The following is a 23,287-nucleotide window of genomic DNA, read 5'->3' on the forward strand; positions in this document are numbered from 1 at the left end:
GTGAATGAAAAGGAGTCCTGACCTTATTCTGGTTGTAGTATTGTTCTTTATTGTGGGCACGGTTATGACTGGTGTCTCACAAAGTGCCCCCGAGATAGCCTCATTAGTTCAGCAGGTTTTCAACAGTTAGTCCTAGCGTTATTCGGTGCTTAACAAGGATAGTAGTGTTTATCCGTAGCAATGCCCTGCAGGGGGATGTCCCACGACTCGGTGGGTAAATTCTCTGTTTTCTGCAGATCGTGTGCCAAGCCAATAAGCTTTGTTGAACTCATACCTTTAGACAGATGCTTGAAGCTAAACGTCCGGTCATAGTAGCCCCCCCCCATTCCTAATCTGCCTCCGTTTTGATCAAATGCAACCAATGGAAACATGACCAAACTTAAAGCCCAAGCCGGTATTGGTTTGAGTCCCTGAATCACAGGTTCAGGAATTCGGTAGCAATTCAGGCGCATTTTGCTCTTTGCGGTGTAGGCCACAAAAATAAGTCGATGCTTGGCTGTGGGGTGCAGCTTAGGTAGGTATACTTTTTTTCCCGATGCCCAGCAGTACTGGATGAGAAGGCTTGGGTCTATTTCACCATCATTGGGTAAATAGAGCGCGATAGATTTGGCCTGTTGAAACCAGAGCTGAGACGTAACTGTTCGGCATAAGAGACGGGCGTTTTGGCGTTGCTGGTGTGGGGATAGGGCTCGGCGAGCGCTCCGCATCTGTTGGCGAAGTGTTTGTTTTTTGATGGCGGTCGACATGGTGTGTACAGGATCTCCCAGAATGCCGATATTGATTGTGGCCCTGAACCGTGAGGTTCAGAGTGGAGGCATTATCTGGCGTATTAGGCTTTCCGAAAGTTCGGACATGCACACAACACCAAAGTAACACCGCCAAGTAGGAATTTATAGGCTCGAGGGACTTAACCAACTCTCGAACATCCTAGGAGACAACCCTATTATAACAAATTTAAGACAATTGTCAGGTGTTATCCTTTTTTATCGTTCAGCGCTCGATCAATTTTATTACTGATACGTCGTAAGTTCATTTCAACAACGTGCCGTTGTTCTTCTTTGTTCTTCATCAACTCATGCGACATATTTAATGCCGCCATCACCGCAATGCGCTCCAGCCCGACGATTTTCCCTGTATTGCGTATATCACGCATTTTTTCATTGAGGTAATCGGCCGACGCCAGCAACTCGGCTTCGGCTCCGTCTGGACAGCTAATGGTGTACTCTTTATCGAGAAGTTTGACGGTCACGCTGCGAGATGCGCTCATGAGCGTTGCTCCAATGATTTGAGTCGGGCAATCATTGCCTCAACTTTGCTTTGAGTCTGGTTGTTAAGGGTTAGCAATTGATTGCGCTCATCTCTTAGACGAACTTCTTGTTCTTTAAGACGCACATTTTCATGCTCTAATTCTTCAAGGCGCGTAATTAATCGATCAATTTTATGTTCGAGCGCATCAAAATAGTGTTCACTCATGACGTACAGGTTCCTCTCAGCGTTAGCGTCAATATAAACAGCGCACGCTACGGGGTCAATCGGTGCTTTTGTTCATACTCTCTTCAGTAAATGCTAGCATATCAACATTCATTCATCATTGAGTAATGCGATGCGCTATGTCTAAAGATATATTCCCTACAGAACTGCCTGATTTTGATACGCTTGCGAATGCACTGATAGAAGAAGGCATTCTCACCCTTTCGCCCTCAGAACTGCATGGGGTGATTGCAGGTCATGTGGCGGCAGGAGCACGATTTGACCCTGATACATTACTCCGAATGCTTGCGGACCTGACCGACGTCAGTGCTTTTAAGCAAGAAGCCTCTAAACTAGGGTTGCTGAGCGTTTACCAAGCAACGCTTGTGCAACTCCAATCGGACTCTTTGGCCGTAGAATTATTATTGCCTGACGATGATCAAGCGCTCGGTGATCGAGTTGATGCGCTGGGGAGTTGGTGCAGTGGTTTTCTTGCTGGCTTTGGGATGCAGGTGGCAACGAAGCATTTGTCGGAACAAGTGAATGAGGCGATTCAAGACTTGGCTCAAATTGCGCAGATAGAAGCGGACTCAGAGGAAGAGCCTGGTGACGAGGCAAATTTCATGGAAGTGGCTGAGTATGTGCGCATGGCCTTGGTTTTGGTGTTTCTTGAGTATAATCAGCCCGATGTGGACGACTCATCGGACAAACCGGCAGTCTTGCATTAAGGGGTATTTGAATGTTGATGACATTAGATCAATCTGTTTTCGCCAGACGACGCGCACAGCTTATGTCAAAAATGCCTGACGGTAGCGTTGCACTGATCGCGGCGAACCGTTTGGTAACTCGAAATAGAGATGCGGAGTATGCTTTCCGACAAGACAGTAGTTTTTACTATCTGACGGGTTTTAATGAGCCGGATGCACTGTTGGTTTTGTTGCCGGGTCGGGATCAAGGTCGCAGCATTCTATTTTGTCAGCCCCGTGATCCAGCGATGGAAATCTGGACAGGTTTTAGAGCAGGTCCAGAAGGCTGCGTCAGTCAATATGGGATGGATCAAGCCTTTACCCTGTGCGATATAGACAAGCAACTGCCCGATTTGTTGGACGGTACACAGGCACTTTATTATGCCTGGGGCCAGAGCGCTGAGTTTGATGCGAAGGTTATGAATTGGTTAAAAGGATTACGTGAGGCGTCACGCCAAGGCCGTCATGCCCCTAGTCAGCTTGGATTGATTGATGATTTGCTACACGAAATGCGCCTGTTTAAAGATGACGCTGAAATTGCGCTCATGCAGCGCGCTGCCGATATTTCTGCACACGCGCATATTCGTGCGATGCAGGTGTGTCGTCCGGGTGTGATGGAGTATCAGTTAGAAGCTGAAATCCAGCATTATTGCGCAATGCAAGGCGCTCGTTTTCAAGCCTATACGCCCATTGTTGGAGGCGGTCAGAATGCCTGTATTCTCCATTACATAGAGAATAGCGCTGAGCTGAAGGATGGCGATTTGGTTTTGATTGATGCGGGGTGCGAACTGGATTGCTATGCAAGTGATATTACCCGCACTTTCCCGGTCAATGGGCGTTTTTCACCAGAGCAAAAAGCCTTGTACGGGCTCGTACTTGACGTGCAAAAGCAATGCATCGAGGCCATTAAGCCGGGAACGCCTTGGAATGCGATTCATGATTTGTCTGTAAGGCTGTTAACCGAAGGTTTGCTTGAGCTAGGTTTGTTGAAAGGTGAGGTCGATCAATTGATTGAAGCCGGTGCCTACAAGCCTTTTTATATGCACAGAATAGGGCACTGGCTGGGTATGGATGTTCATGACGTGGGTGCGTACAAGCAAAAAGGGGATTGGCGGCCTCTGGAAGAGGGAATGGTCATGACTGTAGAGCCTGGTCTGTATATAGCGGCGGATAATCAGGACGTTGATCCGCGTTGGCGAGGCATCGGAATACGAATTGAAGACGACGTGCTGGTAACAGCAACAGGTCATCATGTGTTGACGGCTTCAGTGCCCAAAGAAATCGATGAAATAGAAGCCTTGATGGCGCGTTAGGAGTCTGTAATGGCACCCACATACGATCTATTGATTATTGGTGGTGGAATGGTCGGCGCCAGTTTAGCGACGGCGCTTCTACCCGTTGCTGACTCCTTAGGACTGTCCATTGCTGTCATTGAAGCACAGGCAATGCCGAGTCCTGGTGAACCCTATCAGCCGAGCTACGATGCTCGAACAACGGCACTATCCTTTGGAGCACGAAGCTTTTATGAACGCACGGGTGTGTGGCAGCGTCTGGCAGAGCACTTGACCCCGATTGAGCATATTCATGTTTCGGATAAAGGGCATTTTGGTGCGGCGCGTTTGCATGCTAAAGAGGAAGGCGTTCCAGCGCTGGGGTATGTGGTCGAGAATCATTGGTTAGGTCGTGTGCTGCTGGATCACCTTAGGGACAAGGGCCAGGGGGCTGTTGATTTAATCTGTCCAGCAGAGGTGATGTCTTTAACGCATCAGGCTGGGGGGTATAAAGTTGAGGTGCAATCGGGCGGTGACCGCTATGAGTGTCAGGCGCAATTAGTGGTGATGGCGGATGGTGGGCGCTCCGAGTTACGAAACACACTGGGTATTCCATATAGCCAAGAGAGTTATCAACAGTATGCATTGGTCAGCAATGTCAGCATTGATCGTCCACATGGGGGTGTCGCCTATGAGCGCTTTACGGCCACAGGCCCCATGGCCTTGTTACCCAGTGAGCCTCAAGGCTATGAGCAGCGTTGTGGGTTAATCTGGACATTGCCTGAGGCATCCATTGATCGGGTATTGAATCTATCGGACAGGGCATTTCTTCAGGAATTACAAGAGACATTTGGTTATCGAGCTGGACGTTTTATACGAGTGGGTGAGCGTTATCACTATCCTTTAAAGCTGACCGTGGCTCAAGAACAGGTCCGAACAGGGCTGGTCATGCTCGGCAATGCGGCGCACTCGCTGCATCCCATTGCCGGGCAGGGGTATAACCTTGCCTTGCGCGGAGTGACAGACTTAGCCGAAACAATCCTGGCCAGCTGTCGTCAACAACGCGCATTGGGCGATCTTGAAGCCTTGCAAGCCTTTGAGCAAAAGCGCCGCCAAGATCAGTTCAGAACCATTGCGTTTAGCGATAAAACGATGAAGTTGTTTTCCAACTCGAATAGCATTTCAGCACTGGGGCGCGATTTAGGCCTGCAGTTATTGGATGTGAGCCCACTGCTTAAAACCTTGCTAGCACGCTCGGCAATGGGCTTGGATTATCCGGCACTAAGGATCTAAGAGGAAAGACGATGTCTGAGACAGCAATGCGTTTTGATCTGGTAATCTCGGGTGCCGGTATGGTTGGCTTGGCGTTAGCCGCCGCCTTAGCGCCGACGGGGTTGCGTATTCTACTGCTTGAGCAGCAGGCTCTTGAGCAGAGTGGTGCATTAGATGCGCTGCCAAGTGATCGTTTTGATGTGCGCGTGAGCGCTTTGACAAAGGCATCGTCTCAGCTATTAGACTCTTTGGGTGCTTGGTCAATTATTGAGGGCTTGCGTGCGGCCGCTTATACCGATATGCATGTTTGGGACGGTATGGGGCGTGGCGAAATTCATTTCAGCGCGGATGAGTTGCATGAACCCTGTTTAGGTCATATCGTCGAAAACCGTATTATACATGCGGCGTTGCTCAAGGTTGTTCAGCAATATGCGCAGATCGAAATCATGCAAGGTGTTGGCCTGTCAGCGTTGAGCGCACCCGATGCAGCCGGTGGACGTCAGATCACCTTGACCAACAGTGACATTATTCATACACCGCTGTTGATTGGGGCCGATGGCGCGTTGTCAAAAACTAGGCAGCTCTCGGGTATTGGTGCAACGGAGTGGGATTACGGTCATCATGCGTTGGTGACCACCTTGATCAGTGAGCAGAGTCATCAACATACCTGTTGGCAGGTTTTTACCGAGGATGGCCCTTTGGCACTATTGCCTCTAGCATCTACTTCCCCACACTATTTATCATTGGTTTGGTCCACCTCTCCTGCACATGCGCGGTCCTTACAAGCGCTCTCAGACGAGGCACTAGGACAAGCGATTACTCATGCGGTGGGGGGGCGGCTAGGTGACATACGAGTGGCTGATCGAGTGATGGCATTAAATTTACGCCAAAGGCATGCGCATCAGTACGTTGATACAGGCTTAGCCTTAATAGGTGATGCAGCGCATACGATTCATCCTCTGGCGGGGCAGGGCGTCAATCTTGGCTTTTTGGATGTCGCCTCACTGGCAGATGTGTTAACGCAAGCGCATCAGGCAGGAGAGTCTTTGTCATCACTGGCGGTACTGCGTCGGTTTCAGAGGCAAAGACGAGCCGAAAATATCAAAATGGCCGCGACCATGGAAGTGTTTCGCCGTCTGTTTGGACACAGGCCTGCGCCCATTCGTTTGTTGCGAAGCTTGGGCATGAAGGGTCTTGACCAACTGGCTCCGGTGAAAAATCATTTGGTAGCCATGGCGATGGGCACTAAAGGGGATTTGCCGCCTCTGTGTCGAGCACCCATTAGGGTGTTTTGAGGGAGAGTGTGGTTGTTTATTTTTTGCACGGCTTGTCGCTAGAGCAAGGCGGGTAGTGCAAAATGACAGATCAAGCTTTTTTGTTGATTTTTTTCTAAGCAGGGTTTAGCGTTTCGTAGGAATAAAAAATCATAGGGAAAATGAATCGTGCAGGGAATACATTGCAACGCTGTTACCCAGCCGCCAAAAAGCACTTTGCTTACGGCCGCTCTAATGCTTCATCATACTTTTCCCGGTCAAGTTCGAGAGGTTGCGAAATCTTGGCCACACTCTCCTGATGTTCAATTGATCCATTTACGCAACCTTGAGCCTTACCGTGGCTTCCATATTTTCATGCGAGCACTGGCAAAAATCCAAAAACAACACCCAACCTGCCACGCCATTATCGTTGGTGGGGATGAGGTGAGTTATGGCAAGCCTCCTAAAGGTGCTAAAAATTGGCGAGAAAAAATGCGACAGGAAGTGCCCCTCGACCCTAATCGACCCCACTTTATTAGCAGAATACCGAGAGCCGCCTATCGCAAAGTTCTTCAGGTATCTGCAATGTCATGATTGAAAGATGCATAATAACGGGCCTTCAAACGATAGAAGCTTCCGACAGGTTAATAATAAATTAGATACATATATCAATATAGTAAAAACACTCGATTTGTTCTTTTAAAATTGATTTGTAGGTGGGTTTGTGAATAAAAAGTGTATTGGTTTGTCTGAAAAAGAGTTTCAGTATTCATCGAAAAATATATGGGTGTTTTCTAAGGTTGTCTTAGTGATTTATATCCTTGTTTTCATGTCGATCATAAGCGGTTGTTCTGAAAACAGTGAAAAAGATACTAAATTGACTGATTTTGAAACGGGAGTTGATAGCTATTATAGAGAATTGAATTTAGCTAATATGATCATCTTTAACCTTGATGGTAGTGGCATCAACACTCTTGGTTTATCTGCAGGAATTAATTTCGACCACGCTGGCGATGGCTTTGCAGAACGCACTGGCTGGGTTGGTTCCGGTGACGGTCTATTAGTGTGGGATCGAAATGCCAACGGCGTGATAGACTCAGGACAAGAACTATTCGGTTCAGAAACACGCTTGTCCAATGGCATGCAGGCTGTGAATGGCTTTGCCGCTCTAGCTGAACTGGATACTAATGGTGATGGCATCATTGATGCCAATGATCCAATCTTCTCTGAATTGCGTGTGTGGGTTGATGCTAATATTAATGGACGCACCGACGAAGGCGAATTATTAACGCTTGAGGACGTTGGCATTCAGGCGATTAATGTCGCTTATGATAACTCCAGTTATATCGACGCCAATGGCAATGAGCATCGCCAACTAGGCAGTTTTGTTACTACCGAAGGTGAGACCCGCACTGCGACTGACGTATGGTTCCAGACTGATGCAGCTTATAGTATTCCAACGGAATGGGTGGAGGTCTCTGGCGATATTTCAGCCCTCCCTGATGCCCGTGGCTACGGTCTGGTGCGTAACTTGCACCAGGCCATGGCGATGGATGATTCTGGAAGGTTACAGTCATTGGTGGGTGCTTTTGTGGCTGCTGATACTCGGCTAGAGCGAGACAATTTGATTACCGATATCATTTACCATTGGGCAGGGGTTCAAGATGTGGACCCCTATAGCCGTGCATCGAAGATTGATGGGAATGTGATTGGTGATGCACGACGGTTGGAGGTGATTGAGCGCTTCAGGGGTACTAAATGGGTGGGCTATACGCTCGATCCTAACCCAAATGCGGGTGCGGCGATTGCTCTACTGGGTGCTTGGAATGATTTGAGAGAGTTGGTCTACGGCCAACTGATGGCAAGAAGTCACTTGAAAGACTTGTTCCTTGATATTCGCTATGGCTGGGATGCGGAAACAGAGAGCATTGTCGGGGATCTGTCTGGAGTTGTTAGCAGTCTTTCTGAGTTGATCGTAGACGACCATGAAAAAGGAATGGAAATGTTAAGCGAGTTCGTGCGATCTGTTCACGGGATCGGGTTAGCCGACTCGCTTAATATGGCATCGTTTAAGACCATGATGTCAGCGTTGGGAGAGGATGTCACTGATATATTAGATAACACTCTTACTGAAAAGGGCAGCGGTAACACCAATAACAAAGAACATGATAGATTTCAAAGCGGCAGTCGCTCAGATATCTATCGATTAGACTTGAATGTTGAACAAAAAAATATGATTTATTGGGTTTTATCGACGACAACAAATGCTTTTAGGATGGCTGCATGAAAAAGTTACGACGCCTGTCTATAATAAATGCATTGTTTTATCTTGTTGTAATTTTTTTCATTCTTCACTTAACCTCAATGAGGTGGTTGGATAAGCATTCTTGGGTTTTTTATCCAGACAATCGTTGGTTTGTGAAAACATTGCCCTACTTTTATTTGAAGAATCCATTTTCTTCACAAGAAAATGATATTGAAAGAACTATTAAAATTGCACGCTTTATTGCATTATCAAAACAAAATGATAAGCCGTTAGATGTTTTGTTGGTGGATTTATATGAAGCTCAGAAGTTGATTGAAGACTTTGAGCGTATGAGAGGGAATAAGCTTGATATTGTTGCGTTGTCAAAACTTACAGTTAATAGGCTGAATCTTTTAAATCGAATTAACGCGATATATCTCTCACAAGATAGAAAGATTACTTTAGATTTGGATGTGGTCAGAAATAAGGGAAAAGAGCTTGTAGAAAATATTGATGATGTCGATATAAAAAAAGCACTTCAAAAAGAAATATTTTTCTATGACGAAAACTGGCAAGGCAATGAAATTTCTAATGTCGATAATGCTGATGATTGGTTTGTTTATATTGATAAATTCCACTATGGATTAGCGCAATGTATAGTAGGAAAAGAGTCTGGTGCTCAGTTAATTATATCTGGAATAGATTATTTTACACGAGACGAACTGGTTGATCTTGTCATGTTAAGCGTTGATTTTCCACTTATTTTGGCGGCTAGTTTCCGTAAAAATACCTCATGTGTTGTTGCAATTGATGAAGTCTTTAAAAAATTAAGGGAGTAGTATATGTCAAGATATCGCCATGTGTTTGACTTAGTTATTTAAATGATTTTTATATGTATAAAACGATGTGTGGGCCAGTTAAAAAAATCATTTGTTTTTATGGTGGAGGCTTCTGTGGTAAGTAGAGTTGTAGTTGTTGTGTTATTGATTTTTCTATCAGGTTGTAAAGATGATTTAATAACTTGTGATTATATGACAGAAACTGGTTTTTGGGTTGATAGTCATTTTGAAATAGAAAGAGAAAATATCTTAAGAATTAAGGCTTGTGAAAAAATTCATGATGCTGTGAAAGATGAGCATAGGGTCGACTTTAATGTTTATCTCTCTATCCTAAAAGTTAAAATGGAAGAGTATGATGAAATTGTTGACCTTGTTTATACTTGTAAAGATAAGGACGCTAGGTGTGCATTTTTTTATAGTTTTTCAAAAATGCATTTTGGTGATAGAGATTCTGGTTTGATTTACTTAAATAAAGCATATGATTTGGGTATGTATAACGCTATGTATTTCATATTTAATCAATTTTATATTGATAGCTGTGAAAGTGACGAGTGTTTAAGAGAAAGTATAGACCGTTTTGTTGAAGATTTTGATTTCTATGATGATAATGAGAAGTACATTTTTATTGCTGATATAATTGTGTTTTTTGGTATCGATTATAGTGACTATTTAATTATGCATGATATGCCTGATAAGTTTAGATTGTATATTGGTTTTGATTATATGTCAAGATTCAGCGAAGTCTTAAGATTTAGTTTTGATAATAAAGTTAATGATGGTTACTTTAGTGATTCATTATCATATATTATTGCAAAAGCTACTTTGAACTTGCAGAGTGGTAGTTATTATATTTTGTCAGACCAAGATTGTGCGGCATTTAACTCAAGGAATAATCTTTCTGAAAGAGAAGTTTTTGCAATTGATAGGTTTTTGGTTCAAAATGCTTACTATGAAATTTTTAGTAATAATTGCAGGTAATAATTATCGGTTATGCTAGTAGTATCCAACTAGCTTTAGGTTTTTTCGCGAAGATGAGTTCATAAAGCTCTTGTTAAGAGGAGTTGACGTGGCTGACGAAATCACACGTCATTTCAGCAGCTTTAGCCTTTTAGTTGTTCTTCTGTCTGCGTTCAGTTATTTTTGGTTAGGGTTTTCTTATGAATTTTTACTATTGTTTATTTGTGATAATCTTTCAAGCTTTGACTTTGTGTCAAGATATTTTTGTTGTACGTATTTCTTTGTGCGTGTTTAAGGTTAAATAGATGGATAAGTTTACTCTTAATAGGATTGTCAGTTTGACTTGATTAATTTTAAGCTTTCTTGAAAATATTGTATGTTCAGTGCTCAAAGAAAGCAGGATGGGCTTAGAGTGCATGGAAAGTTTATGCTTGCTTTTTAATTTTATACGACCTGTTTTATGTGTTGTCCTTGTATTTTATATGCCGATAAAAATAGGGGTGAGCTTGGATTTGGTCGCAAAAGGCTGTACTCCAGAGGAGGTTCGTAAAGAGTGCTTTAATCAAATTTTGCATATTAAAAAAGCTAAATTCATAGGGGTTGTGATTTTACCATTTAGGATCGGAATCGTAATGTTTCTAAGTTTGTGGCTGTTTGTTGATCGAGCGCCGTTTGTATGGATCTTTATTTTCTTTCTTACAGTGGTTCCGGTTTGTTTAAAATAATTTTCAGAAGAAGCATAGAAAATGCTACCTTTACTAGCACATGTGGTAATTCTAGATGTGCTTATTTCTATGATTTTGAGGGATGAAAATAAACATGCTGTATGTGAATATTGATAAAAATAACCAATCAACAGTATTAAAAAGCTTCTAACATTTTTTGAAAAATAGGCGAATGACCAGTATGCTTAGTACAGTCGGATTTATAGCATGGATTGTTGTATTTGTTTGGTTTTTTTTGTATTGCAATGTTCAGTTAGAGCGTTTTGATGCGAGTACTTTTAATCAGTTAAAGAAAGCGATCTTAGAGAAAATGTACTCTTCTAGAGGAGTCATTTGGCTGTTGGGAGTTATTTTGTATTCCCCCTATGTTTTTCCACTTAGAGCCGTAGTAATTTGGTTTATAACTGTTTTGTGTTTATATTATCTTACAGGAGTTTGATCAGAGGCTGTTCAAAATGGTGCCATAGCCGTACTCTGAACGCAATCTTTAACCAAGCGTTCTATTTATAGCGTTTGTGGAGTTTCTTATCTGTTCGGCGATTAAACAGGCGGTCTGGCATGTGACCCCTAATGTGGTTGCAACCTTATTGAAATCGGATACAACCTCAATAAGTTCCTTAATCACTTGTGCCGCGATTGGCCTGCGGTGGGTGATTTACACAGCATCCTGGTGGCTTTAATAAGATCCTCGTAATCCAAGCTCGGTGAACGAAAACCAGCATCCAGTAAGTCCCATGCACTATGCAAATGGAGTCTACTAGGCGATCCATTGCGGTAATACTGGCTGGTAATAGGCCATGCTGACGAAAAACACGATCTTGCAGTAACAACCCCCAACCATCAGGTAATGCGTCGGCAAATACGCCATGTAATCCTCCATGGGGAGCCTTAGGTGCTTGTTGCAACGACGCATCAAAATGGATAGCAAATGGCGAGAGGTTTTCAAAACGACTTGGATACGCTTGATCATATTGAAAGAAAACGCCATGGCGATTTTGCGCGAGCACGCCAATATCTGTTATCGCCAGTGAAAAAAACTTACAGTAGACGTGCCTCATAATTGAATTAGAGTTGCTTTGTCGCTACATTAATATCCCTTTTTTGCACGACCTAGCAGAGCAGTGTGAGATTGTTCGCTTGAGAATGCCGTACAGATGAGTAACTTCATGGGAAATAAAACCGCACTTCACGCTATGCATCTTGCTATGGGAGCCAAACTGGTGGACTTTGGTGGATGGGATATGCCACTGAACTATGGTTCCCAAGTAGAGGAGCATCATCAGGTTCGTACAGACGCAGGCATGTTTGATGTATCACACATGACGGTTGTTGATGTAACAGGCCCAGATGCTCGGGAATATCTTCGTTTGTTGCTTGCGAACGACGTCGCTCGTTTGAAGCAAAAAGGCAAAGCTTTGTACTCCGCCATGCTGAATGAGCAGGGGGGTGTTATCGATGACCTGATTGTCTATTTAATGACGGACTCAGAGGTCGTCGGTGAAGGCTATCGACTCGTAGTCAATTGCGCTACGCGTGAAAAAGATTTGCGTTGGATGTCTGAGCGTGCCGCTAAAATGGATGTCGCCTTAACCGAGCAGCCTGAGCTTGCCATGATAGCCATTCAGGGGCCTAAGGCCATCGAAAAAACCAAATCCGTTTTGAGTTCCTACCGCCAAGCCTTAATAGATGAACTGGATGTATTTCAAGGTCATGAGTCCGAAGGCTGGTTTATTGCGCGCACAGGGTATACGGGTGAAGACGGTTTAGAAATCATGCTACCTGAAGATGAAGCCGCAGGCTTTTGGCAGCAACTGGCTGATGCTGGAGTAAAGCCTTGTGGTTTGGGAGCCAGAGACACCTTACGGTTAGAAGCAGGAATGAACCTCTATGGCCAAGACATGGATGAAAACGTCACACCTTTGGTCTCTAATATGGCCTGGACGGTTGCTTGGGAACCACAAGATCGCGCGTTCGTTGGACGCACGGCGTTAGAAGCTGAAAAAGCTCAGGGGCCAGCCTATAAGCTGGTTGGATTGGTGATGGAGTCACGCGGTGTGTTGCGCGCCCATCAACGAGTGATTACGGCAGAAGGGCAAGACGGTGAGATTACCAGTGGTAGCTTTTCACCGACATTGGGCTATTCTGTTGCATTAGCAAGACTGCCAATCACTCAGTCAGATACGGCTGAAGTGGATATGCGAGGCAAGCAAGTTTGTGTCAAGATAGTAAGGCCACCGTTTGTTCGAAACGGTAAACAAGTATATTCCTGAAACAGGTAGGATTAAGTATGAGTAGCATTCCCGCTGAATTAAAGTATGTCGCTAGTCACGAGTGGATTCGTGATGAAGGTGATGGAACCTTCACGATTGGTGTCACGGACCATGCGCAAGATCTGCTGGGTGATGTCGTGTTTGTTGAGCTGCCAGAGGTGGGCGACGAGCTGGCAGCGGGTGATGATGCAGGTGTCGTTGAGTCTGTTAAGGCGGCTTCTGATATCTATGCTCCACTTACAGGTGAAGTGATTGCGATTAACGAAGATTTAGAAGATGCACCAGAACTGGTGAACTCAGATCCTTATGGTGACGGTTGGTTCTTCCGTATTCGTATAAGCGATCCTGCGGAGTTAGACGATTTGCTGGATGCCGATGGTTACGCAGAGCATTGCGAATCAGAAAGCTGATAACTCTGTGATTTTTACACAAACAACCTACGAATGAATCGTAGGTTGCTTCTCTAAAGCGATATATATGAACTTTCAACCGCTTATTCTAAACGCAGGTGCTGAGAAGCGTTTGCGTGCTGGCCATGTTTGGATTTACAGCAACGAAATTAACACACAGCTTTCGCCACTCAAGCAGTTCGAGGCAGGTGAGCAGGTGTGTGTACAAGATGCGCGAGGAAAGGTGCTAGGGTTAGCCTACGTCAATCCTAACAATCTTATTTGTGGTCGCTTAATCAGTCGCGATATTAAATACCCTTTGGATCGTTCGTTGCTGGTTCACCGATTGAATATAGCGCTTGCTTTACGTGAACGCTGTTTCTCCGAAAACTGCTACCGTTTGGTCTACGGTGAGTCAGACGGTCTACCAGGTTTGGTGATCGATCGCTTTTACGATATTTTCGTTGTCCAGATTTCCACCGCAGGGATGGAGCGCGTCAAGGCCGATATTGTGGATGCCTTGAACAAGGTATTCACACCGCAAGCGATTCTTTTGCGTAACGATGGGAAAATGCGTGCCCTCGAAGGGCTTGATAGTTATGTCGAAGTCGTTCAGGGTGAAGTGCCAGAGTTAGCTCCGCTGAGTGAAAATGGCGTGTCGTTGGTGGCACCCGTTCTGGATGGCCAAAAGACGGGCTGGTTCTATGACCATCGGGAAAATCGTGCCCGAATGATGTCCTTGGTCAAAGGAAAGCGTGTGCTGGATTTATTCAGTTATGTCGGAGGCTGGGGTGCACAAGCGCTTGCAGCTGGAGCCTCTGAAGTCATTTGTGTCGATGCATCGCAAACAGCCTTAGACGTTGCTGCAGAGAATGCGCGCCTCAATCAAGGTGAAACACGCTTTAAGGGATTGAAAGGCGATGCATTTGATATTTGCAAAGCCTTAACCGCTGAGGGCGAACGCTTTGATGTGGTTGTGGTTGACCCGCCTGCGTTTATTCAGCGTCGCAAAGATATTCGCAATGGTGAAAGGGCCTATTCTCGGATCAATAACTTCGCCATGCGTTTGTTAAGTCGTGACGGTGTGTTGGTATCAGGCTCTTGCTCAATGCATTTAAGCCAAGAAAGCCTGATCGATATTCTACGCGGAAATAGCCGAGAGCTTGATCGAAGCGCGCAAGTCTTTGCGCTAGGTCATCAGGGTGCAGATCACCCCATGCATCCGGCTATCCCCGAAACGAATTATCTTAAAGCCTGCTTCATGCGTGTGTTGCCAGGCTACTAGCGTAAATCCATAATTGGCCAAGCGCGCTCGTTAGCAACCTTGGTCAAAATCTCGTCGGGATTTACGGCAACAGGGTTGTCCACTTTTTCGAGCAGCGGTAAGTCGTTGCAAGAATCGCTGTAAAAATAGCTGCCGCTTAACGAATGCCCAGTCTTTTCAAGCCACTCGTGCAAGCGGGTCACTTTTCCATCTTGAAAGCAAGGGCGGCCAATAAAGCGGCCCGTGTATTGGTTGTTCAAGAATTCGGGCTCGGTCGCTAAAATATCGTCCACGCCAAAGCGCTCGGCAATAGGGCGAGTGATAAAGCCATTCGTGGCGGTGATGATAAGAAGATAGTCCCCTTGGTCTCGGTGCTGTTTGAGCAACGCAAGTGCCTTGGGGAGGATGATGGGTTCGATTTTTGTTTGCATAAACTCTTGATGCCAGGCTTGTAAATCAGCGATAGGGTGCTGAGTAAGCGGCTTTAAAGCGAAACTTAGGAATTCAACAATATCCAATGACCCGTTTTGGTATTGTTTGTAGAAGTAATCGTTGGCATCTTGATAGACCTGTGGATCCACAATTCCTTTTTCGCATAAAAACGCTCCCCATGCGTGGTCACTGTCACCACCGAGCAGAGTGTTATCAAGATCAAAAATAGCCAGCCTCACGGTACGATACTCCAAGTCCTGTTTTAAAATGACGCAATCATATGCTCTAATGCATTGTATAAACAAAGGTCTACGGGGTTTAATGCAGAGATTTCTCAGAAATACAATGAAACTAGGCGCATTGAGTGATAATAGAAAGAATAGCTTAGACTGAAGCATGGGTGATATGCAATCCAATCGGATAAGATGGCTATTTGCGTGAACCCGTAGATGTGGAACAATAAACAGACTATAAAGAAATACTCAGGTAAAAATATTGTGATTGATTCAGAGGGCTTCCGACCGAATGTCGGCATCATCCTGGTGAACTCGCTGGGTCAGGTACTGTGGGCAAGGCGAGTCGGCCAGGATGCGTGGCAGTTTCCTCAGGGTGGGATTCAAGACCATGAATCACCTGAAGAGGCAATGTATCGGGAATTGCAAGAAGAAATAGGCTTGTCGGCAAACGACGTCGAAATTCTTGCAGTGACTCGGGGATGGTTACGCTATCGTTTGCCCAAACGCATGGTGAGACGACACAGTCATCCTGTTTGTATTGGGCAAAAGCAAAAATGGTTTTTGTTGCAGATGCTAAGTAAGGATACGGCCGTGAAGATCGATCTTACGGACTCTCCAGAGTTTGATGGCTGGCAGTGGGTGAGTTACTGGTATCCGCTGGGTCAGGTTGTGTCGTTCAAGCGTGAAGTGTATCGGAAAGCCATGAAGGAGTTGTCTCCTAAGCTGATTCGACTGCATACGAACATCTAATAATAACGCTGGGGAGTGGCAACATGAGCATCTTAAATGTGTTACGCAAAATAGTTCAGGAAGTGGGTATCGCGCCTGATCTAAATGCAGTGTTGTCGATCATTGTTAGCCGTGTTCAAAAAGCCATGAAAACGGAAGTCTGTTCCGTTTTCTTGTTGGATAAAACGGTGCAACGTTATGTATTAATGGCAACGCATGGCTTAAATCAAGAAGCCGTGGGTCATGTTAGCTTAGGCCTAAATGAAGGCATTGTGGGGGTGGTCGCACAGCGCGCCGAGCCGATTAATCTTCAAGATGCCTTTACCCACCCCTCCTTTCATTATTTGCAAATTACCGGAGAGGAGCGCTTCCACGCCTTTTTAGGGGTTCCTATTATTCACCAACGTGAAGTCTTGGGTGTCTTGGTTGTGCAGCAGCACGAAAAAAGGCGTTTTGATGAGAGTGAAGAGGCATTTTTGGTCACGCTGTCTGCACAATTGGCGGGCATTATTGCGCACTCTCATGCCACCGGAAATCATTACGCCTTAGGAGCATCCCTGAACGGCAAACTGGATGTACGTTATGAAGGGGTATCCGGCGCGCCGGGTGTCGCGATTGGTCGAGTGATCGTTGTATCCTTGCCTGCCGATCTGGACACAGTGCCGGATAAAACCACGGATGATCCCGAAGCGGAGTTGCAAGCCTTTAATCAAGCGCTCGAAGCCGTCCGAGATGAGATACGTCAGGTTGCGGCTAATTTATCTGAACGCTTAAGCGTTGATGAGCGTGCCTTATTTGATGTGTATTTACGCATGCTTGATGACAATGCGCTGGCATTGGAAGTGTCGGATCGTATTCGTGCAGGTTCGTGGGCTCAGGGTGCCTTAAAAGAGGTCATCAGTGAGCATGTACGCGCCTTTTCTGCCATGGACGACAGTTATCTCAGTGAGCGTGCAACCGATATTAAAGACTTGGGTCGAAGAATATTGCGACACCTTCAAGACGAGGTGCACAATGACGTTACCTACCCTGAAAATGCGATTCTATTGGCCGATGAGTTAACGCCGGCTATGTTGGGTATGGTGCCTGAAGGAAAGTTGTCGGGGCTTGTGTCCATCAGTGGTTCCGGTAACTCCCATGCTGCAATTTTGGCGAGATCTATGGGTATTCCTACAGTGATGGGTGTGGCCAATATTCCGTATTTGCGCTTGAATGCGTGTGAAATTGTCGTCGATGGTTACAGCGGACGTGTTTATCTCAATCCTTCGGAAGAGTTGCTACAAGCCTATGGCCGTATTCTGAGTGATGAGCGAGCTGTTCTGGATCAGCTTAATGCGCTAAAAGAGTTGCCCGCCATTACCAAAGATGGATATCGATTGCCCTTATGGGTAAATACGGGATTGGCGGCAGATGTTGCGCGATCGTTAGAACGAGGTGCTGAAGGGATAGGTTTATACCGTACCGAAATTCCGTTTATGATTCGTGATTGTTTCCCGAGTGAAATGGAACAACTTGAAAGTTATCGAACTCAGCTTGCGGCCTTTGCTCCTGCGCTTGTCACCATGCGTACGTTAGATATCGGTGGAGATAAAGCCCTGCCGTATTTTCCTATTCACGAAGAAAACCCCTCCTTAGGTTGGCGCGGTATTCGAGTGACATTGGACCACCCAGAAATTTTCATGGTGCAGGTTAGGGCCATGTTGCGGGCATCGGTCGGCTTGAACAATCTGAGAATCATGTTGCCCATGGTGACCAGCCTTCATGAGGTTGAAGAGGCTATTCGACAGATAGAGCGTGCATGTCATGAATTGAGAGATGAGGGCTATGATGTCAAACGTCCTCCTATAGGCGTGATGATCGAGGTGCCCGCTGCAGTCTATCAAGCGCGACGCTTTGCGCGCATGGTTGATTTTATTTCCGTTGGTTCGAATGATCTTACGCAATATTTACTTGCAGTCGATAGGAACAATCCGCGGGTAGCCGGTCTATACGCTTCGTATCATCCAGCTGTTCTAAAAGCGTTGGATTTTATTGTGCACGAGGCGCATAAAGAAAAAAAACACGTGTCAATCTGCGGTGAAATCGCGGCCGATCCGGGTGGCGCGCTGTTATTGATGGCGATGGGGTATGATGTCTTATCTGTGAACGCAAACAATCTACTGCGTGTTAAATACGCGATACGCGAGGTCACCTTAGAGGATGCTCGTCAACTGCTGCACCGTGTTAGAATGATGCATGACGCTGAAGAAATACATCAAGAGTTGCGTCGTTCGTTGAAGGCTTTTGGTTTGACGCGTTTGACGCGCCCGGCCACACCTGAAAAAGAATAGTCTATTGGATAGATAAGGAATCCCCTATGTTGATGGTTATAGCGCTATATTTAGCGCTAGGTGCGTTTGCAGGACTGGTTGCAGGGCTGTTTGGTATTGGTGGAGGGCTTATTATAGTCCCCGTGTTGATTTTTAGTTTCGAAGCGCAAGGGATGCCCGTTGAGCATCTAACACACATGGCGGTTGCGACTTCACTTGCCACCATTGTGATTACATCTATTAGTTCAGTTCGTGCGCATCATGCCAAAGGTGCAGTGGATTGGTCTCTATTTCGCTCTTTGGCACTGGGGATAGTGATAGGTGCGATGCTCGGGGTAAATACAGCCATGTTGTTACCAGGGCATGTATTGCAAATGATTTTAGGGGTGTTTGCCTTGTTGGTCGCGTTGCAAATGGCTTTTTCCTTGCAGCCGAAACAAAGCGGTACTGTGCCGACAGGCATTGAACTGACGGGTGCGGGTGGCATCATTGGTTGGGCATCTTCAATTTTTGGCATAGGCGGCGGGACGATGTCAGTGCCTTATCTGACATGGCGTCGTCAGGAAATGCGTCGTGCAGTTGCAACGTCAGCGGCTTGTGGGCTGCCAATTGCGGTCATGGGTGCATTAACCAATATTTGGGTAGGATTAGACAAATCGCTTCCAGAGTGGAGCTTGGGTTATGTGTATCTTCCGGCCTTTCTGGGGATTGTGATTAGCAGTTCATTGTTTGCGGGTCTGGGGGCGCGGCTTGCGCATAAGCTTCCGCAGCCCGTATTAAAAAAGTGTTTTGCTGCGTTTTTGTTTGCGATTGCGATGCGGTTTCTAGTGTTTAATTAGGTGATATAAAAATGTGGGAACATGCAATAAATCCCGTGGCGCTATCTTTGGGTCCTTTGCAGATCCACTGGTACGGAATGATGTACATGGTGGGCTTTGGTGCGGCTTGGTGGTTGGGTAATCGACGAGCCGCGCAGCCAGGATCAGGATGGAGTGAGCAACAGGTATCCGATCTGATTTTTTGGGGTGCTGTTGGTGTGATTCTGGGTGGTCGAATGGGGTATGTTGTTTTCTACCACTTTGATTACTTTCTTCAAGACCCTCTGTGGTTATTTGCTATCTGGGAGGGTGGGATGTCCTTTCATGGTGGTTTTCTGGGTGTGCTTGCCGCCTTGGCCATCTTTGCCAAAAAGTATCAAAAATCCTTCTTTGACATTGGTGATTTTGTTGCGCCATTAATTCCAATTGGTCTCGGTGCGGGGCGTTTGGGCAATTTTATTGGAGGCGAGTTGTGGGGTAAGGCGACGGATCAAACCTGGGGAGTGATTTTTCCAGCTGCAGGAGACGGTTTGGCACGTCATCCATCCCAGCTTTATCAAATGTTTTTGGAAGGCTTTGTCCTGTTTAGTGTTCTGTGGTTTTTCTCTGCAAAACCTCGGCCACGTATGGCGGTCTCCGGACTGTTTCTTACGTTGTATGGTGTGTTTCGAATTGCGGTTGAAACCCTGCGGGAGCCCGATCCACAATTGGGTTACTTGGCGTTTAATGCGATAACCATGGGGCAAGTGCTGTCGCTGCCGATGGTTATATGTGGGGTTGTATTCCTGACGCTGGCCTATCGTAAGGCGAGCTAAATAAAGTTGAACAGTATGACTGATGGAGTTTGCACATGCGGGCGTATTTAGACCTGATGCAAGAGATCTTAGATAAAGGTGAAGATCGAGGTGATCGAACAGGGACGGGCACTCGATCCTTGTTTGGTCGACAAATGCGCTTTGATTTGCAAGAAGGCTTTCCCTTATTGACCACAAAAAAAGTGCATATGAAGTCTGTAATTCATGAACTGTTATGGTTTTTATCAGGCAGTACGGATAATCGACGTTTACAGGCACAGGGGGTGACCATTTGGAATGAATGGGCGCTTGAAAATGGAGACTTAGGGCCTGTATATGGCAAACAGTGGCGGTCATGGCAGTGTCCAGATGGCCGTACCATTGATCAAATTTCAAACGTCGTTGAGCAAATTAAATGCCGTCCAGAATCTCGCCGTTTATTGGTCAGTGGCTGGAATCCGGCTGATTTGCCTGATGAGGGTTTAAGTCCACAAGAAAATGCTCGGTTAGGGAAAGCTGCTTTGCCCCCTTGTCATACATTATTTCAGTTTTATGTGGCAAAGGGTGCGCTCAGTTGTCAGCTTTATCAGCGCAGTGCAGATTATTTTTTGGGTGTCCCATTTAATATAGCGTCCTATGCGCTACTCACGCACATGATTGCGCAGCAGTGCGATCTGGCGGTCGGGGAGTTTGTGCACACGTTTGGTGATTTGCATCTGTATCATAACCACATCTCGGATCCCAATATCGTAGCTGAACAGTTATCAAGAGAGCCAAGGCCGTTACCAAGGCTTGTGATTAAGCGCAAGCCTGCCTCATTGTTTGAATACGAATATGATGACTTTGAGATATTGGACTACGATCCCTACCCGCCCATCAAAGCACCTATTGCTATTTGAGGTTGTTATGCGTCTATCGATTATTGTCGCCCAGTCCACGAATCGCGTGATTGGGCGGCAGAATAAGTTGCCTTGGTATTTACCCGAGGATTTGAAGTATTTTAAGCGGATTACTCAGGGTAAGCCCATTATTATGGGGCGTAAAACCTATGAGTCTATCGGTCGTCCTTTGCCTGGGCGTTTGAATATCGTGATTACGCGCAGCCCAACCTATCAGCCACCCGGAGTTAAAGTGGTGAATAGTTTGGAGGCTGCCATTGAATTGGCCGAGCATCAGGCGCTGATTGACGGGGTTGATGAAGCGTTGATTATAGGCGGTGCTGAGATTTATCAGCAGGCAATGAGCTTGGCAGAGCGTCTGTATTTAACCCAGGTGCATGCGGAAATCGAGGGGGATGCGTATTTCCCAGAAATACATGCGCAAAAATGGCAGCAAGTTTTAAAAGAAGATTTTAATGCGATTGAGCCTAACCCGTATCCATATAGTTTTATTGTCTATCAAGCGAGCTCAGAATGATCGCTAAACTCACTGCGCCGTCTTCAATAGGAGCGACCACCCTTGATTTGTTAAGGTTGCTATCGGATGGTCAGTTTCATTCGGGAAGCCTGGTGGCGTCTAAGCTAGGGGTAAGTCGAACGGCGATATGGAAGCAGGTTAAGCTGCTGGAAGCGGTGGGGTTGGAGGTGTCCAGTGTTCGTGGCAAAGGCTATCGCATACCCGGAGGAGTGGATCTTATCAATGGGGATCAATTGGAGGAGGCGTTGCATCATCCTGCATTGAATTCGATTGAGTGTTTGCAACTGAGTGTTTGCTCCGGCTCAACAAACACGGATGCGATGGATGCATTTCGTCATGGGTATCATCGTGCTTTGTGCGTCACTGAGCAACAAACGCAAGGGCGCGGTCGGCGCGGGCGTACTTGGGCGAGTCCCTTTGCGGCCAATCTATGCTTTTCGCTGGCATGGCGATTTAGTGTGGGTGTTGCGGCGCTTGAAGGCTTAAGTTTGGTGGTAGGTATGGCTATTCGTTCGGCCTTGACCGAACTTGGAGTGTTGAATGTTGCGCTAAAATGGCCAAACGATGTCCTTGTCGAGCGAAAAAAATTAGCTGGCGTGTTGATCGAAGTGTCAGGTGATACCTCCATTGAGAGTCAAGTGGTGATCGGTATCGGCATTAATGTTGCGATGCCTGCAAGTATCGCTTGTGAAATAGATCAGCCGTGGACGGACTTGAAGTCTCAGGGCTTGGTCTGCAGTCGTACTGATTTATTGATTATGCTCTTAAAACATTTGTTACCTGCGCTAAGCGTGTTTGAGAAGCAGGGTTTTGCACACTTTACATCGCAGTGGAATGAAGCAGATGCATTTAAGGGGCAGATAGTGTCTGTTAAGACGCTTTCGCAGTCTTGGGAAGGGGTATGTCAGGGGGTAAATGACTCAGGCGCATTGTTGCTTGAAGGAGCGGATGGCGTGCACGCTTTGCATGGGGGAGAGTTGAGTGTCCGGCTTGCCGAAAGTACTTGAAATTGATATCGGAAATACACAGCTAAAATGGAGGGTTGTGGGGCAGGTTGGGAAAACAGCTGTCCAGCGTGCCAGTACAGAAGCGTTTCTAGCGGGAGATGTACAGGATGCGGCATTTTCTGGTGTGACGCGTGTTCGTGTTGCCTCTGTTGCCAGTGATGCGATCAATGAGCGCTTGCGATTGTCTTTACAGGCGATATGCTCTCAGGTGTTTTTTGCTCAATCTGTAGCGCAGATGTATGACTTAGTGAATGCCTATGAAAGGCCCGAAAAAATGGGCGTAGATCGTTGGCTCGGCATGCTAGCTGCATGGCAGCGTCAGCGTTCAGGCCTCTGTGTGATCGATTGCGGCAGTGCCATCACCGTCGATTGGGTAGATGCGCAAGGACAGCATTTGGGGGGGTATATCATCCCAGGACTTAGAATGATGCAAACCTCTCTGCTGAACAACACAGCAAGGGTTAAGTTCGATCCTCAGTCATTTGGCTGGGATGAAGCGCCTGGTGTCACAACGGAGGCCTGTGTTAAAAATGGAAGCAGTTATCTATTGAGTGCCTTGGCAGAAAAAATACAACGTCAAGCCGATGAGAAAGGCATCCAGAGTCTTGTTGTAACCGGCGGGGATGGGCATTTCTTGGTGGATTATTTGCGAAGAGCTCAATGGGAGCCTGAGTTGGTGATGGAGGGGTTAGCGTGGGCGGATCAATGTTCTGGCGTTGGATGTTAATGTTTGTGCTGTTGTTAAATGTTTTGGCTGGTTTTTGGTTTTTTCAAAATCAGTCGGCGCCGACACCGCGTATCGATTCTTCGCCCTCGGAGGAATCCATCATTCTGCTGAATGAGCG

At 46.2% G+C, this 23,287-nt stretch carries 24 protein-coding genes and 1 other RNA gene; 19 read left to right on the plus strand and 6 right to left on the minus strand.

The features are described 5' to 3' along the window. Positions 1 to 149: 149 nt before the first annotated feature. From F5971_RS10755 to F5971_RS10770, 4 genes are all read right to left on the minus strand, one after another. Positions 150 to 746: a 5-formyltetrahydrofolate cyclo-ligase gene (locus F5971_RS10755; protein ID WP_193494974.1), complete on the minus strand. Its 597-nt coding sequence runs from the start codon at positions 744 to 746 to the stop codon at positions 150 to 152. A 10-nt stretch (positions 747 to 756) separates the two neighbouring features. Continuing rightward, a non-coding RNA gene (gene ssrS, locus F5971_RS10760) (6S RNA) lies at positions 757 to 937 on the minus strand. A gap of 36 nt (positions 938 to 973) precedes the next feature. Then, complete coding sequence (locus F5971_RS10765; RefSeq protein WP_036511884.1) at positions 974 to 1,267, minus strand: cell division protein ZapA; 294 nt, start codon at positions 1,265 to 1,267, stop codon at positions 974 to 976. After that, entirely contained in the window at positions 1,264 to 1,473 is a 210-nt protein-coding gene (locus tag F5971_RS10770) for a TIGR02449 family protein (RefSeq protein ID WP_036511886.1), read from the minus strand. Before F5971_RS10770 ends, F5971_RS10765 begins: the two co-directional genes overlap by 4 nt. 137 nt (positions 1,474 to 1,610) lie before the next feature. Here F5971_RS10770 and F5971_RS10775 point away from each other — a divergent pair, with 137 nt between their 5' ends. From F5971_RS10775 to F5971_RS10810, 8 genes are all read left to right on the plus strand, one after another. Beyond that, positions 1,611 to 2,198, plus strand: coding sequence for a UPF0149 family protein (locus tag F5971_RS10775; protein ID WP_036511888.1), 588 nt, complete (start codon positions 1,611 to 1,613; stop codon positions 2,196 to 2,198). 11 nt (positions 2,199 to 2,209) lie between these two features. Further along, a complete protein-coding gene (pepP, locus tag F5971_RS10780) occupies positions 2,210 to 3,529 on the plus strand; it encodes a Xaa-Pro aminopeptidase (protein WP_343042609.1) in 1,320 nt (439 codons plus the stop codon). A 9-nt stretch (positions 3,530 to 3,538) separates the two neighbouring features. Then, entirely contained in the window at positions 3,539 to 4,780 is a 1,242-nt protein-coding gene (gene ubiH, locus F5971_RS10785) for a 2-octaprenyl-6-methoxyphenyl hydroxylase (protein WP_036511890.1), read from the plus strand. A gap of 11 nt (positions 4,781 to 4,791) precedes the next feature. Then, on the plus strand, positions 4,792 to 6,054 hold the full coding sequence (locus F5971_RS10790; RefSeq protein WP_223116314.1) for a UbiH/UbiF/VisC/COQ6 family ubiquinone biosynthesis hydroxylase: 1,263 nt from the start codon (positions 4,792 to 4,794) through the stop codon (positions 6,052 to 6,054). Between the two features lie 213 nt (positions 6,055 to 6,267). Further along, on the plus strand, positions 6,268 to 6,606 hold the full coding sequence (locus tag F5971_RS10795; protein WP_193494975.1) for a glycosyltransferase family protein: 339 nt from the start codon (positions 6,268 to 6,270) through the stop codon (positions 6,604 to 6,606). Between the two features lie 130 nt (positions 6,607 to 6,736). Beyond that, positions 6,737 to 8,299 (plus strand): hypothetical protein, encoded by a 1,563-nt coding sequence (locus F5971_RS10800; RefSeq protein ID WP_193494976.1) that lies wholly within the window; start codon positions 6,737 to 6,739, stop codon positions 8,297 to 8,299. Continuing rightward, on the plus strand, positions 8,296 to 9,096 hold the full coding sequence (locus tag F5971_RS10805; RefSeq protein ID WP_193494977.1) for a hypothetical protein: 801 nt from the start codon (positions 8,296 to 8,298) through the stop codon (positions 9,094 to 9,096). The genes F5971_RS10800 and F5971_RS10805 overlap by 4 nt, the downstream gene beginning before the upstream one ends. Before the next feature lie 114 nt (positions 9,097 to 9,210). Further along, positions 9,211 to 10,074, plus strand: coding sequence for a hypothetical protein (locus tag F5971_RS10810; protein WP_193494978.1), 864 nt, complete (start codon positions 9,211 to 9,213; stop codon positions 10,072 to 10,074). A gap of 1,321 nt (positions 10,075 to 11,395) precedes the next feature. On the opposite strand, the gene F5971_RS18825 is transcribed toward F5971_RS10810, so the two are convergent. Next, the gene (locus tag F5971_RS18825; protein ID WP_246187795.1) at positions 11,396 to 11,785 is read right to left on the minus strand and encodes a HipA N-terminal domain-containing protein; all 390 of its coding nucleotides are present in this window, start codon (positions 11,783 to 11,785) and stop codon (positions 11,396 to 11,398) included. A 159-nt stretch (positions 11,786 to 11,944) separates the two neighbouring features. Here F5971_RS18825 and gcvT point away from each other — a divergent pair, with 159 nt between their 5' ends. The 3 genes from gcvT to F5971_RS10830 all read left to right on the plus strand — a co-directional run bounded on the left by gcvT (position 11,945) and on the right by F5971_RS10830 (position 14,722). After that, the gene (gene gcvT, locus F5971_RS10820; RefSeq protein ID WP_036511896.1) at positions 11,945 to 13,048 is read left to right on the plus strand and encodes a glycine cleavage system aminomethyltransferase GcvT; all 1,104 of its coding nucleotides are present in this window, start codon (positions 11,945 to 11,947) and stop codon (positions 13,046 to 13,048) included. A 17-nt stretch (positions 13,049 to 13,065) separates the two neighbouring features. After that, positions 13,066 to 13,458: a glycine cleavage system protein GcvH gene (gcvH, locus tag F5971_RS10825; protein ID WP_036511898.1), complete on the plus strand. Its 393-nt coding sequence runs from the start codon at positions 13,066 to 13,068 to the stop codon at positions 13,456 to 13,458. 67 nt (positions 13,459 to 13,525) lie between these two features. Further along, entirely contained in the window at positions 13,526 to 14,722 is a 1,197-nt protein-coding gene (locus F5971_RS10830) for a class I SAM-dependent rRNA methyltransferase (protein WP_036511900.1), read from the plus strand. Here F5971_RS10830 and F5971_RS10835 read toward each other — a convergent pair. Continuing rightward, complete coding sequence (locus tag F5971_RS10835; protein WP_193494980.1) at positions 14,719 to 15,372, minus strand: histidinol-phosphatase; 654 nt, start codon at positions 15,370 to 15,372, stop codon at positions 14,719 to 14,721. The two genes, F5971_RS10830 and F5971_RS10835, sit on opposite strands and share 4 nt — an antisense overlap. Before the next feature lie 258 nt (positions 15,373 to 15,630). Between F5971_RS10835 and F5971_RS10840 the strand changes: the two genes are divergently transcribed. From F5971_RS10840 to F5971_RS10875, 8 genes are read left to right on the plus strand one after another with little or no spacing between them, the layout of a single operon-like run. Further along, positions 15,631 to 16,119 carry an RNA pyrophosphohydrolase gene (locus tag F5971_RS10840; protein WP_036511904.1) on the plus strand — a complete coding sequence of 163 codons (489 nt, stop codon included), beginning with the start codon at positions 15,631 to 15,633 and terminating at the stop codon, positions 16,117 to 16,119. Positions 16,120 to 16,142: 23 nt separating this feature from the next. Further along, positions 16,143 to 18,428 (plus strand): phosphoenolpyruvate--protein phosphotransferase, encoded by a 2,286-nt coding sequence (gene ptsP / locus F5971_RS10845; RefSeq protein ID WP_237748627.1) that lies wholly within the window; start codon positions 16,143 to 16,145, stop codon positions 18,426 to 18,428. Between the two features lie 26 nt (positions 18,429 to 18,454). Further along, positions 18,455 to 19,246 (plus strand): sulfite exporter TauE/SafE family protein, encoded by a 792-nt coding sequence (locus F5971_RS10850; RefSeq protein ID WP_036511906.1) that lies wholly within the window; start codon positions 18,455 to 18,457, stop codon positions 19,244 to 19,246. Positions 19,247 to 19,257: 11 nt separating this feature from the next. Next, positions 19,258 to 20,040, plus strand: coding sequence for a prolipoprotein diacylglyceryl transferase (gene lgt / locus F5971_RS10855; protein WP_036511908.1), 783 nt, complete (start codon positions 19,258 to 19,260; stop codon positions 20,038 to 20,040). A 35-nt stretch (positions 20,041 to 20,075) separates the two neighbouring features. Beyond that, complete coding sequence (locus F5971_RS10860; protein ID WP_193494981.1) at positions 20,076 to 20,918, plus strand: thymidylate synthase; 843 nt, start codon at positions 20,076 to 20,078, stop codon at positions 20,916 to 20,918. Between the two features lie 7 nt (positions 20,919 to 20,925). Beyond that, on the plus strand, positions 20,926 to 21,435 hold the full coding sequence (locus tag F5971_RS10865; protein WP_193494982.1) for a dihydrofolate reductase: 510 nt from the start codon (positions 20,926 to 20,928) through the stop codon (positions 21,433 to 21,435). Continuing rightward, on the plus strand, positions 21,432 to 22,442 hold the full coding sequence (gene birA, locus F5971_RS10870; protein ID WP_193494983.1) for a bifunctional biotin--[acetyl-CoA-carboxylase] ligase/biotin operon repressor BirA: 1,011 nt from the start codon (positions 21,432 to 21,434) through the stop codon (positions 22,440 to 22,442). Before F5971_RS10865 ends, birA begins: the two co-directional genes overlap by 4 nt. Then, positions 22,417 to 23,169 carry a type III pantothenate kinase gene (locus tag F5971_RS10875; RefSeq protein ID WP_051514478.1) on the plus strand — a complete coding sequence of 251 codons (753 nt, stop codon included), beginning with the start codon at positions 22,417 to 22,419 and terminating at the stop codon, positions 23,167 to 23,169. The genes birA and F5971_RS10875 overlap by 26 nt, the downstream gene beginning before the upstream one ends. Positions 23,170 to 23,287 lie beyond the last annotated feature (118 nt).

This window comes from Nitrincola alkalisediminis, assembly GCF_009821115.1.
Lineage (GTDB): Bacteria > Pseudomonadota > Gammaproteobacteria > Pseudomonadales > Balneatricaceae > Nitrincola > Nitrincola alkalisediminis.